This is a genomic window from Dyadobacter sp. SRI_021 (assembly GCF_057586235.1).
The window spans coordinates 869,835-885,178 of the sequence record NZ_JBYCZM010000002.1 but is presented as its reverse complement, the minus strand read 5'-3'; the positions used below and the strand labels follow the sequence as shown (position 1 = coordinate 885,178).

The 15,344-nt window shown below is 51.7% G+C and carries 13 protein-coding genes; 6 read left to right on the top strand and 7 right to left on the bottom strand.

The genetic code is table 11. The features are described from left to right. Positions 1-68: 68 nt before the first annotated feature. Complete coding sequence (locus AC2YIT_RS08990) at positions 69-587, bottom strand: metallophosphoesterase family protein (RefSeq protein ID WP_487279019.1); 519 nt, start codon at positions 585-587, stop codon at positions 69-71. 382 nt (positions 588-969) lie between these two features. Further along, a complete protein-coding gene (locus tag AC2YIT_RS08985; protein ID WP_487279018.1) occupies positions 970-1,155 on the bottom strand; it encodes a hypothetical protein in 186 nt (61 codons plus the stop codon). A 265-nt stretch (positions 1,156-1,420) separates the two neighbouring features. On the opposite strand from AC2YIT_RS08985, the gene AC2YIT_RS08980 reads away from it, so the two are divergent. From AC2YIT_RS08980 to AC2YIT_RS08970, 3 genes are all read left to right on the top strand, one after another. Then, positions 1,421-1,765, top strand: coding sequence for a hypothetical protein (locus tag AC2YIT_RS08980; RefSeq protein ID WP_487278958.1), 345 nt, complete (start codon positions 1,421-1,423; stop codon positions 1,763-1,765). Positions 1,766-1,858: 93 nt separating this feature from the next. Beyond that, positions 1,859-6,217 (top strand): CusA/CzcA family heavy metal efflux RND transporter, encoded by a 4,359-nt coding sequence (locus AC2YIT_RS08975; protein WP_487278957.1) that lies wholly within the window; start codon positions 1,859-1,861, stop codon positions 6,215-6,217. 6 nt (positions 6,218-6,223) lie between these two features. Then, positions 6,224-7,387: an efflux RND transporter periplasmic adaptor subunit gene (locus AC2YIT_RS08970; protein WP_487278956.1), complete on the top strand. Its 1,164-nt coding sequence runs from the start codon at positions 6,224-6,226 to the stop codon at positions 7,385-7,387. 164 nt (positions 7,388-7,551) lie between these two features. On the opposite strand, the gene AC2YIT_RS08965 is transcribed toward AC2YIT_RS08970, so the two are convergent. Continuing rightward, a complete protein-coding gene (locus tag AC2YIT_RS08965) occupies positions 7,552-9,114 on the bottom strand; it encodes a sulfatase (RefSeq protein WP_487278955.1) in 1,563 nt (520 codons plus the stop codon). Between the two features lie 238 nt (positions 9,115-9,352). On the opposite strand from AC2YIT_RS08965, the gene AC2YIT_RS08960 reads away from it, so the two are divergent. The 3 genes from AC2YIT_RS08960 to AC2YIT_RS08950 all read left to right on the top strand — a co-directional run bounded on the left by AC2YIT_RS08960 (position 9,353) and on the right by AC2YIT_RS08950 (position 10,482). Then, positions 9,353-9,742, top strand: a complete 390-nt coding sequence (locus AC2YIT_RS08960) for a hypothetical protein (protein WP_430848542.1) — start codon at positions 9,353-9,355, stop codon at positions 9,740-9,742. 156 nt (positions 9,743-9,898) lie between these two features. After that, positions 9,899-10,078: a hypothetical protein gene (locus AC2YIT_RS08955; RefSeq protein WP_430848540.1), complete on the top strand. Its 180-nt coding sequence runs from the start codon at positions 9,899-9,901 to the stop codon at positions 10,076-10,078. Next, a complete protein-coding gene (locus tag AC2YIT_RS08950; protein ID WP_430848538.1) occupies positions 10,075-10,482 on the top strand; it encodes a type II toxin-antitoxin system VapC family toxin in 408 nt (135 codons plus the stop codon). Before AC2YIT_RS08955 ends, AC2YIT_RS08950 begins: the two co-directional genes overlap by 4 nt. A gap of 8 nt (positions 10,483-10,490) precedes the next feature. Here AC2YIT_RS08950 and AC2YIT_RS08945 read toward each other — a convergent pair whose 3' ends face one another. The 4 genes from AC2YIT_RS08945 to AC2YIT_RS08930 all read right to left on the bottom strand — a co-directional run bounded on the left by AC2YIT_RS08945 (position 10,491) and on the right by AC2YIT_RS08930 (position 15,075). Then, positions 10,491-10,991 (bottom strand): hypothetical protein, encoded by a 501-nt coding sequence (locus AC2YIT_RS08945; RefSeq protein WP_430848536.1) that lies wholly within the window; start codon positions 10,989-10,991, stop codon positions 10,491-10,493. A 45-nt stretch (positions 10,992-11,036) separates the two neighbouring features. Next, complete coding sequence (locus AC2YIT_RS08940; protein ID WP_430848534.1) at positions 11,037-11,366, bottom strand: hypothetical protein; 330 nt, start codon at positions 11,364-11,366, stop codon at positions 11,037-11,039. Positions 11,367-11,522: 156 nt separating this feature from the next. After that, entirely contained in the window at positions 11,523-12,323 is an 801-nt protein-coding gene (locus tag AC2YIT_RS08935) for a DUF4397 domain-containing protein (RefSeq protein ID WP_430848532.1), read from the bottom strand. Between the two features lie 4 nt (positions 12,324-12,327). Then, positions 12,328-15,075, bottom strand: coding sequence for a TonB-dependent receptor (locus AC2YIT_RS08930; RefSeq protein ID WP_487278954.1), 2,748 nt, complete (start codon positions 15,073-15,075; stop codon positions 12,328-12,330). Positions 15,076-15,344: the final 269 nt, after the last annotated feature.

The following is a 15,344-nucleotide window of genomic DNA, read 5'->3' as shown; positions in this document are numbered from 1 at the left end:
AATGGCGGGACGTGTCCAACTACAATCGTGTTCTGGTGCGCGGGGTTGTCGGCGAGCTGCGCTTTCAGTCAGGCTATATCGGGCACAGAGCCATCGAACGCATATTCGCGGGAGTTGGTATTGACGAAAATGAACCTGTCGCGCCCGAAACCGAAGGAATAGTTGAGCGGACCAAACATTTTGCGGTAGGTGGCCGAGCCGTTGGCGACAATATCATGGTTACCGATCACCGTCACATAGGGATATTTGAGGCGGGTCATGATCTCGTTCACCCATTTGAATTCCTGGGTAAGGCCAAAATCGGAGATGTCGCCCGCATGCAGCACGAAAGAGATGTTCTTTTGGCGGTTGGCGCTTTGGACAAAATCTTCACATTCGTCGTACCATCGTTGGCTGTCACCCATCAGAATAAACCGCGTGGTATCGGAAACGGGAAGCTGGCTGATTTTTGCAATGTTCTTGGCAGTAAGGTCCCTGTCCCGGTCAAGCAGCGTTTCCTCGTTGGGATTGTACTGAAAAAGGTCGTCACAGGAACTGACCAGGAAAGCTAATCCAAGACTGAGGCCCACAATGGGCCAGCGTAGCACATTTTTCAATTTGTTGATGATTTGATGAATAATAAGAGTGATCCCCAACCTGTGGGAACGTATCCATAAACCCCGAAAATCATTGTTTGATTCCTGTAAGAGCATTATATTTAGCCACGCGCCCAGGCACAATTTTTGCGTGGGATAGGTTCCTATCATTTATTTAAATTAAAAACCATTATGAAAATCAAGGACATAGTAGGAGTATTGGGACTCTTGCTGATCACATTGTCAGTATCGGCCCAGGTGGTGTCCAAAGACTCTATCAACATGCTGAAAGACCAGAAGCAAGTACTCGAAGTCAGCAAAAGGCTGAACGATCGAAAGCTTGAACTGGCCAAACTGGAAAATCAGGTCGCTCAGAAAACCGAAGATGTAGCGACTACCGCTGAGAAAGCCCGCAAATCTGCGGAAGAAAACAAAATAGCGGCCGAGAAGCTGGGCAATAACCCGCAGGATAAGAAAGATGCGCGGCGTGCGAGCAAAAGTGCGGGTTCGGCCAGCCGCGACGCCAAGCGCGCACGCAGGGCAGTCCAGAACCTTGAAAAGCTGAACAAGAACATCGAATCGTTAAAAAAGAAAATAGCCGACGATGAAGCCAAACTGGCCTCTCTGCAAGGACCGGGCGGCGGCGGCCGCTGATTAAATGTGACTCATTTTGAAGAAATTTGTACTTTTCAGTTGCAATGCGTGCCGGCCGGTGGTCGGCACGTTGTTTTTATGATGGTTTGGGAATCGTGAATGCCATTTAAAATGGTCAGCGGTTGACTTTAACGATCCCGTGAGTTACTTTTACCGCGGTGAGAAGGCTATTGCGAAATATCATTTTATTTATGGTTATCCTGGACACGACTTCGTTCTGTCAGGTGTACAAAATTCCTTTGCTTCTCAAACATTTCGCAGAGCACCAGTCGCTCAACCAGGAAATCACTTTTGCTGATTTCCTCTCCATGCATTACCTGGGACACGACCTGAACGACAACGATGACGACAAGGATATGCAATTGCCATTCAAAAAGGTAGAAGCGCACACGTCCAACTTCATCTTTGTTCCGAATACTCCCGTTTTCACATTCAAGAGGGTTTACCTGCCTGTCAAAGCCGAATATGGCCCTGCTGTGCCGCAAATCCATTACAGCACCGTCCTCGGCTCGCTCTTCCGTCCTCCGCGGGTATAAATACACCAGATCCGGGGCAACAGCGCCCTGTCATGTCCGTGCATGCTGCTCAGGTAGCGATGCGCGCATACGTGTATTTATTTTCCGACTAATATGCTGAACAGAATCATCCGGTTCTCCGTGGAGAACAAGCTGGTGATCGGGATATTTATGCTGCTGTGGGTTGCCTACGGTATCTATGAATTGACCCGGTTGCCCATTGATGCCGTTCCCGACATCACCAATAACCAGGTGCAGATTATCACCACCGCTCCGTCGCTCGGTACCGAAGACGTCGAGCGGCTCATTACCTTCCCGATCGAACAGGCCACGGCCAACATTCCCGGCCTTAAAGAAAGCAGAAGCATGTCGCGCTTCGGCCTTTCACTCGTTACCATCGTTTTTGATGACGAATCCGACATTTACTGGGCGCGTCAGCAGGTTACCGAGCGCCTTTCGCAGGTGGATATGCCCGAAACTGCCGGTAAGCCCGGGCTGGCGCCCGTTACGACCGGGCTTGGAGAGATTTATCAATACGTTGTCAAACCTAAAAAGGGTTATGAAAAGAAATACTCGCTGGCCGACCTGCGTACCACACAGGACTGGCTTATCCGCCGGCAATTGCTCGGTACACCCGGCGTTGCGGATGTTTCCACATTTGGCGGTGAGCTGAAACAATATGAAGTGGCCGTCGACCCGTCGGAGCTGAAAGCGATGGGACTTACCATTACCGACGTCCTCACGGCGCTTAGCCGCAACAACCAGAACACCGGCGGTGCTTACATTGAAAAGGGACCAACCGTGCTTTACATCCGCAGCCTAGGGCTGGCCGGATCGATCGAGGATATTAACCACATTGTGGTGGCTAACCGCGCCGGCGTGCCCGTGCTCGTGAGCCACGTGGCGCAGGTGCGGTTCGCGCCCGCGATACGCTATGGCGCGCTCACGATGGCTGGTTATGGAGAAGTGGCCGGAGGTATCGTGATGATGCTCAAAGGCGGCAACTCTTCGGAAGTGATCGGGAATGTGAAGGCGCGGATTGCGGAGATCAGCAAGACTTTGCCGGAAGGCCTCGAAATTGAGCCTTTTCTTGACCGCACCAAAATGGTGAACAATGCCATTGGCACCGTAGAGCATAACCTCCTCGAAGGGGCGGTGATCGTGGTAATTGTACTCGTGTTGTTTTTGGGAAATCTGAGGGCCGGTTTTATCGTGGCGTCGGTAATCCCGCTGTCGATGCTCTTTGCGGTGGCCATGATGAATCTGTTCGGGGTGAGCGGGAACCTGATGAGCCTCGGTGCACTGGATTTCGGGTTGATAGTCGATGGCGCGGTAATCATCGTCGAGGCAATCCTGCATCATGTACATACTTCCCCTAAATACGCGGGAATAGGCAGCCTTAACCAGCGGCAGATGAACGACGAAGTGTCGGGCTCGGCCAGCCGGATGATGAATGCGGCGGTGTTTGGCCAGATCATCATTCTCATTGTGTATTTACCGATTCTTTCACTGTCGGGCATTGAAGGCAAGATGTTCAAGCCCATGGCGCAGACGGTCGCATTCGCGATACTGGGTGCGTTCATATTGTCGCTTACCTATGTACCTATGATCAGCTCGCTGCTGATCAGCAAGAAAATCAGTCATACGCCCAACTGGTCCGACCGCGTCATGGACAAGATCGAGCGCGCGTATGGGCGGGTACTCGCGCGTGCACTGCGCTACAAGCGCGCGATGGTGGCGGGGGCGTTCGTGCTCTTCGGCGGTGCGGTGCTGGTTTTCAGTCAGATGGGAGGAGAATTTATCCCGCAGCTGGAAGAGGGAGATTTTGCTACTGAGACGCGCCTCTTGGTGGGGACTAACCTCAGCACCACTATTGACGCGATCAACCGCATTTCCGACCGGTTGAAAAAGGACTATCCGGAAGTGATTAAAGTGGTATCGCGTATCGGCAGCGCCGAAATTCCCACCGACCCGATGCCGATCGAAGGCGGGGATATGATCATTGTTTTAAAAGATAAATCGGAATGGACCAATGCGAAAACTTTCCCGGACCTGGCCACCAAAATGGCTGCTACGGCGCAGGAAGTCGTTCCGGGTGTAACAACCGGTTTTCAATATCCCGTACAAATGCGCTTCAACGAGCTTATGACCGGCGCGAAGCAGGATGTGGTTTGCAAAATATTCGGGGAAGATCTTAACAAGCTCGCGGCCTATGCGGAGCAGCTGGGCCAGATTGCACGGCGCGTGGAGGGCACTGCCGACTGGTACGTGGAGGAAGTAACGGGTATGCCGCAGATCGTGATCGATTTCAATCGCGCGGAGATCGCCAAATATGGTTTGAATATCGACGACCTCAACAAAACCATTAATGCGGCATTCGCGGGTGCCGCAGCCGGGCAGATCTACGAAGGTGAAAAGCGGTTCGACCTCGTGGTGCGCGTGGGCTCGGAAGGTCGTAAAAGCATTGCCGATGTGCAAGATCTGCTTGTATCGACGCCCGGTGGTTTGCAAATACCACTCAGTCAGGTGGCAGTAGTGCGTGAAATCGAGGGCCCGAACCAGATCCAGCGGGAAGACACGCGCCGGCGGATCATTGTCGGATTTAATGTGCGGGGGCGTGACGTGCAGTCGATTGTCGAGGAGTTGCAGCAAAAGGTCGAGGAGAAGATCAAGTTCGAGAGCGGCTATTCCGTCACCTATGGCGGCGCATTCGAAAACCTGCAACAGGCCAAGGCCCGGCTGGGAGTTGCGGTACCTGTGGCACTTTTGCTGATTTTCATGATGCTGTATTTCACATTCTCGTCGGTGAAGGACGGCGCGCTCATTTACACGGCCATTCCGCTATCGGCCATCGGCGGCGTGTTCGCGCTGGCTATGCGTGGTATGCCTTTCAGCATCTCGGCGGGTGTGGGCTTCATCGCCTTGTTTGGGGTAGCGGTGCTGAACGGAATCGTTTTGGTTTCGGAATTCAACCGGATCAAAAAGGAAGGCCACATTATCGATGCCTGGGAGCTGGTCATGACCGGCACGCGTAACCGGTTACGCCCGGTGCTGATGACGGCAGCCGTGGCATCGCTCGGTTTCCTGCCAATGGCGGTCAGCAATGGGGCCGGTGCCGAAGTGCAGCGTCCGCTGGCGACGGTGGTCATCGGCGGTTTGGTGACGGCTACGTTGCTCACATTGTTTGTCTTGCCCGCCTTGTATTTATTGTTTAATTCAAAAAACAAACCGGAGATGAAGCCACGCAGTGCCGCCGCTGTGATGGGGCTATTGCTGGTATTTACGAATATTGCGCAAGCTCAAAACAGCCCCGTGGGCCTGGATGATGCAGTGCAAAAAGCATTGGCGCACAACCGGAATATCAAGGGAAGTCGGTTGGGCGAACAAGCCGCGGATAAATTGCGAGGTAGTGCGTTTGATATCGCCAAAACGGGTATTAGCGCCGATTACGGCAGATTCAACAGCCCGAATAACGATATGCGCATCGGCATTAGCCAGACGATCGCGTTCCCTTCGGTGTACAGCAACCAGCGTAAGGCCCGCCAGGCGGATTACCTCGCGGCACAAGCCAGGACGAGACTCAGCGAGCAGGAAGTTCGGACGGGCGTGCGACAGGTATTTTATGAATACGCGGTATTGAAAGAGCGCGAAAAACTGCTGCTCTATGCCGATAGCATTTTCACTGGTTTTGAAAACAAATCCAATCTCCGGTTTGAACGTGGCGCTTCAAACGTTCTTGAAAAAACAGCAGCCAGCGCTCAGAAACAGCAGATCGCCAACCAGCTCAATCTCGTGCGGAACGATCTCAGTATGGTGCTCGAACGGTTCAATTTCTGGTTACAGGACTCTGTGGCACATACGCCGCAATGGACCTCTCCCCGCATTACCGCGCTGAATATGCCCGGCATCGGGGCAGTGCAGGATTTGCCGCAAATCGAGATCGGCAGGCAGCTTACACAGTCGGCGTACTTTCGTTACCGGACCGAGAAATCCAGAATGCTTCCTGAATTTTCGGCCGCTTACAACAACCAGAGCCTTCGCGGAACGCAGCTGCTCAACGGCCAGGAAGTGAACCTGACGGGAAAGGACCGCTTTGGTTACTACGGCCTGGGAGTGAATATCCCTATCTTTTTCAAAGCGCATGCCGCGCAGATCGCGGCCGCCCGCATCGAGTGGATGCGCGCACAAAACGACGCCGAGCTCACAGCTCACCGGTTACGCTCCGAATGGCGCAATGCGCAGGAGCAAGTCCGGAAGTTTGCCGAAAACCTTCGTTATTACGAGCAGCAAGGCCTGCCCAATGCCGAAACGATCATTACCGTCGCCGACCGCCAGTTTGTAGCCGGGGAAATCGACTACCTGCAATGGGTGATCCTCGCAGGGCAGTCCATTGCTATCAAAAGCGAATATGTGAATGCGCTGGGCAGCTATAATGAGGCGATGATCCAGTTACTCCATTTGAATAATCAATAAGACATCATGAAAACTTACATCTTAATATCGGCCGTGCTTTGGGCCGGCCTTTCTTGCAGTCCTAAGGGAGAACAGCAACCGGCCGACGTGCCGGCAGCGGATTCCGTAGCAGCGGCGGCTGGCGGACCGGCGATACGGTTAGTGTCATTCGATCCCCGGCAAATTCAGAATGTGGGGATTGAAGTGGGCAATCCGGTGTTGAAAAATATATCCGGAAAGCTGACACTGCAAGGCAAAATCGACGTGCCGCCGCAAAGTACTATCAGCTTGAGCTTTCCCCTGGGGGGCTACCTCAAATCCACCAAAATGCTCCCCGGAATGCGGGTCAGAAAAGGGCAGGTACTCGCGGAATTGGAGGACATGCAGTTTATCCAGCTCCAACAGGATTACCTCACGGCACGCGCCAGATTCGAGCTAGCCGAAAACGAATATGCACGGCAAAAAGACCTGAATCAAAGCAAGGCAGCCAGCGATAAAGTTTTCCAGCAGGCCAAGGCGGAAATGGAAACCGAACGAATCCTGATGAATGCGCTGGCCAGAAAACTGGAGGTGATCGGGATAGCACCCCAAAAGCTCAACCCGGATAATATTTCCAAAACCGTCCCCATTCTCTCGCCGATCAATGGATTTGTTTCAAAGGTGAATGTGAATGTGGGCAAATACACTGCGCCTACCGATATGCTTTTCGAGCTCGTTGATCCGAAGGATATTCATCTGGCACTGAGTGTGTTTGAGAAAGATTTGAATGCGCTTTCGGTAGGTCAGCAAGTGACCGCTTACGCCAATGCCGACCCTGCGAAGAAATTTACCGCAGAAATTATCCTGATTGGGAAAAGCCTGACTGATGACAGAATGGCAGAAGTGCATTGCCATTTCGACCAGTATAGCGCGTCGCTCGTGCCGGGGATGTTCATGAATGGCGAGGTATCGGTGGAGCGCAAGAAAGCATTGACGGTCCCGGAAGATGCGGTGGTTCGTTGGGAGAACAAGTCGTTCGTATTCATCGAACGCGGGTCGGGTAATTTCGAAATGGTCGAAATCGAGCCTGGGACGGTCAGGGACGGGTTTCAGCAAATCAACGGGGCGGGAATAGATGCCGGGTCGAAAGTGGTGATCCGCAATGCCTATTCACTGCTGATGAAGATGAAAAATACCGATGGTGAAGGATAACCGACCGATTGCTCAGATTTTATATGACATTAGCGGGTACAGGCACTATATTTTCATGTTCATTTGATGTACCGTCTGACGTACAGTCATTTGTACACGTTGAGTAAAGCGAAAACACCTCCCGGGGCTTCCTGGGAGGTGTTTTGTTTTTGCTACCATTTCTATTATTGAAGCACTACTTCGTCGGGAAAAGGGACTGGCTTGCCCGTCGTTTTGAAAGTAGGCCATTGCGCATTCCAGGCTTTGAGCTGTCGGGTAAGGAGCGTAGCCAGCTCTTTCACTTTCGACGGATTGGAGGCAGCCAGATCGTGCTCTTCACCGATATCATTGCGCAGGTTGTAAAGTTCCAGTTTTGCCCGCCGGTAATTATAGATCAGCTTCCAGTCGCCCTGCCTGAATGCACTGGCATAGTGGATATTAGGGCCTTCTGCTGCGATCCACCGATTGGGATGGTGCCATACGAGCCCTCGCTTCTCGTCCTTGAATGCAGGGTTTTTCAGGATCGGCAAAAATGTCTTTCCGTCGATTTTTTGTACGGTTTTAGCATTGCTGATGCCCGCGATATCGAGGATGGTGGGATAGAAATCCTCCACGATCACATACTGCTCGGCCACGGCACCTGCTTTGACAACTCCCGGCCACTTCACGAGCATCGGCTCGCGGATACCACCTTCATAAACAGATCCTTTACCTGCTTTCAAAGGCAAATTGTGCGTCCAAGCTTTTCCACCGCGTGCCGGTGTAGTGCTCAGGCCGCCGTTGTCGGACATAAAAAGCACCACCGTATTGTCCGAGATCTTCTTTTCGTCCAGGTAATGGAGCAGATCGCCGAGGCTCTTGTCCATACCTTCGATCAACGCTGCGTATTTGGCTTCGGTGCTGTCCAGGCCCGCCTGGAGGTATTTGTCCAGAAAACGCGAATCGGCGGTAAGCGGCACGTGTACCGCATAATGGGCGAGGTAGAGGAAGAAGGGCTTCCGGTCGGTTACCGGCTTTTCGATCGCCTTGAGGGCTTCGATAGTAATCGCATCGCTCAGGAAGGTGTCCGTGCCATGGTAGGATTCCAAACCGGGCACTGCATTGCGGTTGGGTTTTCCATTGGCGGGGCTGTCGTAATTAGCCCGGCCCGAATAGCTCGCAGGATGCCCGATCGAACTTCCAGCGATATTGATATCAAATCCTGCGTTGAGCGGATCGGCGCCGGGCGTTCCCTCGGAACCAAAATGCGCCTTGCCGCTGTGAACCGTGTAATAGCCATTGCGGCGTAATACTTCGGGCAATGCGGTGGCGTGAAAGGTGTGTTCGACGCCGGCAACCGGGCTGAAACCATTGATGTTCCAATCGACAGCATGAAGTACTGCGTCGGCGTAGTCGGTATTCTTGTTCTTGTCGGGCGAGGTCCAGTGCGTCACACGGGAATGCGCCGCATTCACACCGGTGATTAGGCTCACACGTGTAGGCGTACACACAGGCATTGCGTAGGCGTTCGTGAACTTCATGCCTTCGCGTGCGAGCCTTTCCATGTTGGGCGTGTGGTAGCGGCGGTTGAAGTCGGTGGGTTTGTTCCAGAACGGCACTGAGGTGTCCTGCCAGCCCATGTCGTCGACAAGGAAAACGATGATATTAGGCTTGTTTTTAGATGGAGATTGCCCCAGGGTGGGGAAGTTCAGGAGAAGCGCGGCCAGTGCGATCACACAGTACTGCCACGTGGCAAAACGGGGTTTCATTGGATTAAAGGGATCGGGGTAAGGAAATTAAGAATGCGGGAAGATCGGGAAATTTGATGTACAAAACCAATTGTTTAATGTCAGGAATGAATTTTTACCGTCCGCACTTTGAAGAGTCGTAACTTTAACCTTACTTTGTCTATAAAATAAGTAGACTAAATACTTATGTCGCAGACCTGTTACTGGAATGGAATTTTGGAGGCGAAAGACGTCAACTTCTATTTAACTGGAAACCATCATGATATTAGAAAAGACATTTCATCTGAGCGTGGGCCGGGAGGCCAAGATCATTGTGAAAGGGCAGGTAGCGCGTAATCGCAACGAAATTGTTATCGATTACGAATTTCTCATCCGGGAGAAACACGACACGGACTTTCGCGAGCCGATCGGGCCGAATCATCCCCAATACTGGAAACTCAAGAAGTCCACTCCGGAGCGTTCTCAACTGCTTCAACTCGAGTACAGCGGCATCTCCCGCAAGCAGATCCGGGAGGTCACCCGCGAGTTCAAACGCGCAGTAGGCCCGGGCTACACTTTCCGCTATCAAAATGAAATTGAAGAGCGCACCAAATATCTGAAAGGGATACGTGTAAGCGCATTGAGCCGCAGGATGCTTTCTGTGGCGTAGCCTTCTGATCATTTCTCAGTTATCAAACGGACAACGAGCCCGTTTGGGGTTGTACGGGCTTTATGGAATTGTTATTTTTGAGAAAAGCAATTTCAGAAAACTATGCAACACACTTTTCACTTAAAAACTACAAATTTGACACTAGGGTTTCTCCACATGATCAAAAAACTTTTTGGAGATAAAGAAATCAGGATTGTGGTGGAAGATATCCAGGTTTCGGATGTTTCCAGAGCTGAATTGTACCAATCAACATTGGAGTTAATTGACCTTTTCAAAGACGCGAAAATCGATCCCAATATCAATATTTCGGATATTGCAAATGAGGTGAATCTATGACATACTTCGACACCGATGTGTTGATTCATCTACTCATCCCGCAAGACATTGTAAAGCATAAACTTGCCAGAAGTGTATTCGATTGCGCTTTCGATGCCAAGAAGATATTGGTATCGTTTCTCGTGTTGCAGGAGGCCATCTTTGTGCTGTATCGACTGGGGCAGCCAACGCAGAAAATAGAAAAGGCAATATCCAAATTTCTGGAATACCAGCCGGTAGGTTACGATATGGCCGAAATGCAAAGGGCTATAGCATTGGGAAAGCAACTAGGCTTTCAGCATATCAACGACTGCCTCCACACCGCCATCGCCGAACGGCATTGTGATGAATTGTATACTTTTAATAAATCCGAATTCAAGAAGATTGCGCGACTTTCGAAATTGAAGGTGGTGGTTTTGGAATAATACAATTTCTACGCGCTTTTCGCATTACCTGTAACTACCGCCGCCTTCTGCCAAATGTAGTAATAGAACATCGCCCTGACAGGCTGCGACATCGTGCGCGTGCCATTTACCCAGGCGCTTACGTTGCTTTTATCGATACCGGTTTCGTCCACAATGTCCTTTACCTTGATGTCGTAGCTGTTCATTGCTTCGCGAATATACTCCGGCGTGACTTTTTCGGTCGGGTTCCCCTGATATGGAATCGCGGTTACCACAATTTCATAATCCGGAAAGAAGTGCAAAAACAGCTCCTTCGTACGAAGAATCAACCTTTCCTCGCTGGCATGGTTCTCATGGGGGGATTTGGTTTGAATGGTCTGTATTTCAAGCGTCCCTTCACGAACGGACAATACTTTAAAAGTAATTCTGGCGAACTTTCGGTGTTGCAAAGCGCCTATTTCAAGCTTCCTGATATTTTCGGCGGTAGTCAGATCCTTGATTAGATGTATGTTTTTAATAATAGTTTCCATAATCGAAGTTCTAATAGTATAATACGAGTGAACAGCTTAAATAGATTAAATGAGTATCACGTCGTCATTTTCAATGTGATATATCGCAATCTGCTCATTGGCTTTGCCTAATTCAATCGCCCGTTCGCGATTATGAATAATGTAGACAGCATCCCAGTAAAACAGCCCGTCGTCGTTCCAGCCTCCCATAATTCCGGTAGTATCCGATGCCATTTCAATCACCCTCCTTAATCCCTCGTCCCCAAAAGAGTTTTGTGTGTCCAGCATGGCGACGACATAACCTGACGTAACAAACTCACAATTAGGGAGCCTAATTGTAAATCCTAGTTCATTTTCAGCGGCGATTTCTTTGATTCTCCGAATGAGGGCTTCCATTATAGTGTGTGCCGATTATCGTCTGGCTGACTTTCTAAATCTGTATTAAAACTAATCAAATGTTTGTAAATAGCAAACATTTGATTAGTTTTTGTAATCAACACAAAAAGCCGCACCGCCATCGGCAGTGCGGCTTTTACCTTGTCCAATCACCATTTACTTTACAGGATGTTCGATAACGCTGGTGCCGAAGGATGGCTTGGCGTTGGGGAGGCCTTGGGTGAAGACCGTATATATTTTTCCTGCTTCCAGTTGCAGGCTGCCGGTTCCTACTTTTGCGGCGGTGGCAGCATCGAGGTAATCGACGTTAAGCGTACCGGCGTCGACGGTTTCAAAAGGGCCGAGCGACCAGGCGCTTAATGCTTCTCCTGATAATGCAGAGTTGGCGGCGCGACCGTAGGCGACCTGGTTGAAGAGCGTTTTTCCGTTTTGCACTACATTCAAGGTGCCGGCACCAGGTGAAAGATTGATGAACCTCAGCTTGGCCTTGCCGGAGGCCGGCGCTTTGAGATCGTCGTAAAAGAGAATCAGCGAATCGGCTTTGTTGTTGGCGGTCCGGGTGGCTATTACCGTGTGGTAGAAAGTCGCGATAGGCCCGTTGGGGCGGCCGGTTGCTGTGAATGTCGCCGAGTTGCCGAACTGGTAAGATGCTTTGTAGCTGGTATTGGTGCCTTCTGTGAAGTTGATCTGCACATTGCCGAACACGGTGGGCAAGTACTCCGAGGCTTTGTTAATGGCTACGGGCGTGGGCGTTACTTTGTCGGTGAAAGTCCAGAAATACAAGCCGGTATCGATCGGGCGTGCGTTTACGAAACTGATATAAGCGCTGAGCGGCGGGCGGTCGGCAGCGTCGATGTCGAGATAGCTGGTATCTTTGCAACCCGAGATGAGGAATATGGCCGGCATAATGCCGAGGAACTGAAAAGCCGGGCGGGCCAGTCGCTGGAGTGTTTTCATAGTATTAAAGTTTTGCGGTAATACGGATGAAGGGTTGGATACCGGCACTGCCGTTCTGAATGCCGATCACCGATGGATTGTTCAATGCGCTCAATTTCGGGTCGGAATAGTCGCCCAGTTCGTTGAAGAGGTTGTTGATCCCCAATGTGGCCTGAATGGACGTGGAAAGGGCGTAGGATACCGACACGTCCGCGACCCAGATCGGTTTCAGTTTTTGATAGAAATAATCGGGTTTAGGGAAAGTCGCATTCAATGCAGAGGCGTTGGTCACCGGGCCGAAATAGACGGCGCGTGCAAGGTAAGTCAGGCGGTTTTTCTTGAAAATACCTTGTAACGTGATCTTCTGGCCGGGAATCTGCGAGGTGACGCGTGCCTTTTCCCCGTCGTTGAAGATGATGTAACGATACGCTTCCAGTCCTTTCGGCGTATTCACCTTGGTTACTTCATTTTTGACAAAATTGGCCCCCAAAAGCAGGCTTAAGGTACCGCTGCGGAAAGGCGTGCGGTAGCTTCCGGTGACTTCGAGCCCCTTCGTGCGGGTACTGAAGGAGTTGTAAAAGAACTTGGCCTGGGTAGTGCCTGTCTGCACAAACAAAGTACGTACTTCGCTCGGCAGGTTGACATCTGTGGCCGAGAAATTGCCGGTATTACCCACGCGGTTGTTCACATCCACGAGATAGGCGTCGGCCGTGAGCTCGAAGTTGCGGAATGGCTGGGAGGTGAAACCGACGGTATAGCCTTTCGATTTTTCGGGTGTGAGCGTTGGGATGCCCAGGGCGCGGGTTGCGGCGCTCTGGTTGGAGGCGGTTACCTGGTCGATGGCACGGCCCTGCTGGAAACTGGTGGACGTTTCGGTGTAGTAATACTGGGCCAGGTCGGGGGCGCGGAAGCCGGTGTTGTGTGACGCGCGGATGCCCAGCCAGTCGGTAATGCTGTAACGGGTTGCGACTTTATAAGTCGTTACATTTTGTAGCCGGGAAAAACTTTCGAGCCGTACGGCGCCGGAGAGGAGCCACTTGCTGGTGATGTTAGCCTCGATATCGGCATAACCTGCGAGTACAGAACGGTTCACATTTACCTCGTTTTCAGGGCGGAATCCTGCGTGGATCTGGGAACCGGGCGACAATTCGTTCAGGCCGATGCTGCCTTCTTTGGTTTGATAAACAATACCCGTTGCCGTCGTATCGAGGCCGTAAACCGTCCGTAGGTCGGCTTTGGAATAGGAGGCTTCCTCGCCCGCGATAATCTGGTAAGTTTCCACGCGATACTGCGCCCCGAATGCGAGATTAATACCTTTCAGTGCCTTAGGAAAATAGCGGCTGATGTCGATGCTGCCGGTATTCTGGCTCGCATTGTAGCTGCCCGCATCGAAAGTAGTCGGCGTTTTCAGGCCCAGACTCGCATTGAGCGAGTTGGTAATCACATTCCCGAAGTCGTTTTTGCCATATACATTGGAAATATCGACGTCCCAGTCGCGGACCTTGCCTTTAATGCCCACCGCGAATGACTTGTCGGTAATGATGTTCTCCATCGCCGGCAGGAAGCCGTCGGGATAGAGGAACGAGTTGTTGCGTTCGGCCCAGCCAGGTAGCCGGTATACGGCGGTAAACTGCGAATTGCGGTGGCTGATTCCCCCGAATGCGTAAAGTTCCGCATTCGGGCGGATCGGAACGGCAGCGTTGAAGAAAAGCAACGCGTCCTTGGCCCTGTTGGAGCCGCCCCCGCGACGGTCGAAATGATGACGATCTATGCCGCGCGATGCCAGAATGGCCTCGTCGATCTCCTTCGTATAGATCGCATCGTAATTGCGGGTGTTGGCGCCGCCGCCGTAAATCGGACCGAGGTAAAGGCCGGCATCGTCCTTGCCGGGCAGGATGGAAATCGCTTGTGTGGCAAACTCGGCGGTAGTATTGAGGTAACCGCCGCTTTTGCCCAATGCGAAGCCGTAGTTGGCATTGGTACGGGTGGTTACGCCATCGCCACGGCGGCGCGAACTGGCAGTGGAGCTCAAAGTAAGCTGGTCGACGCTCTTGTTGAGCACGATATTGATCACGCCTGCGATGGCATCGGAGCCGTACTGTGCCGCCGCGCCGTCACGCAGGATTTCGACGCGCTCGATGGCTGCGGTCGGGATGGCATTCAGGTCGTAACCCGTAGCCCCGTTACCCAGCCCTCCCCAGTTGATATTGGAGCTTTTATGGCGCCGTTTGCCGTTGACGAGCACCAGCAACTGGTCCACGCCCAATCCACGCAGCTGCGAAAGGTTCAGTGCGGAGCCTGCATCGCCCGCGTTGGTACCGTTCACCGAGTGGAAAGACGGGGAAACATATTGTAAAAGCTGCGTTATACTAACCTGCGGAGCCGATTCCTGCAAAGGTTTCAAGTCTATAATATCCACCGGCACCGGCGAATCGATCTTCGTGCGGTTGGCATTTCGTGAGCCTACCACCTGCACCTCGCCGAGGGTGTGGGTGCTCGCGATGAGTGTCACATTATACTCGTTGGAATTGGTGATGGGCAATTCCCTGGCCGTAAAGCCGATGAAGGAGAAAATTAGTGTTTCACCTTTTACCAGCGATAACGTAAAACGACCGTCGGTATCGGTAATAGCCCCCTGGCGGGTGTTTTTAACGGCCACGTTTACGCCAGGGAGCGGGGCGCCGTCTTCTGCTCTCACCTGACCCGTGAGCGTGCGTTGCTGGGCCAGCAGGGGAGTAGATATTAAAAATATAAAAAGTAATAAATGTTTCATAAGTATTATATGTGATCGCCGATCCGGCGATGGCAGCAATGGCTTTCCGTCGGAGAGCCTGCAGTCCCGTCGGTCGCCATCCTGCACACCGTCGGATCGGGATATATTACATTTAATATATAGATTTTATAGACTAAAACAATTTTAAAAAAGAACATTTAGCTCCGCCAGACATCTGCCGGACAACAACGACGAGGCGTACAAGCGCTTTTCAACACGCAATGCTTTGAATGAAGTGATTTTGACATGGTTTGTTAATTTATGGTTCC

Coding starts and splice junctions, on each gene's coding strand:
- AC2YIT_RS08980 (WP_487278958.1), top strand. CDS start 1,421: ATGGTTATCCTGGACACGACTTCGTTCTGTCAGGTGTACAAAATTCCT.
- AC2YIT_RS08975 (WP_487278957.1), top strand. CDS start 1,859: ATGCTGAACAGAATCATCCGGTTCTCCGTGGAGAACAAGCTGGTGATC.
- AC2YIT_RS08970 (WP_487278956.1), top strand. CDS start 6,224: ATGAAAACTTACATCTTAATATCGGCCGTGCTTTGGGCCGGCCTTTCT.
- AC2YIT_RS08965 (WP_487278955.1), bottom strand. CDS start 9,114: ATGAAACCCCGTTTTGCCACGTGGCAGTACTGTGTGATCGCACTGGCC.
- AC2YIT_RS08960 (WP_430848542.1), top strand. CDS start 9,353: ATGATATTAGAAAAGACATTTCATCTGAGCGTGGGCCGGGAGGCCAAG.
- AC2YIT_RS08955 (WP_430848540.1), top strand. CDS start 9,899: ATGATCAAAAAACTTTTTGGAGATAAAGAAATCAGGATTGTGGTGGAA.
- AC2YIT_RS08950 (WP_430848538.1), top strand. CDS start 10,075: ATGACATACTTCGACACCGATGTGTTGATTCATCTACTCATCCCGCAA.
- AC2YIT_RS08945 (WP_430848536.1), bottom strand. CDS start 10,991: ATGGAAACTATTATTAAAAACATACATCTAATCAAGGATCTGACTACC.
- AC2YIT_RS08940 (WP_430848534.1), bottom strand. CDS start 11,366: ATGGAAGCCCTCATTCGGAGAATCAAAGAAATCGCCGCTGAAAATGAA.
- AC2YIT_RS08935 (WP_430848532.1), bottom strand. CDS start 12,323: ATGAAAACACTCCAGCGACTGGCCCGCCCGGCTTTTCAGTTCCTCGGC.
- AC2YIT_RS08930 (WP_487278954.1), bottom strand. CDS start 15,075: ATGAAACATTTATTACTTTTTATATTTTTAATATCTACTCCCCTGCTG.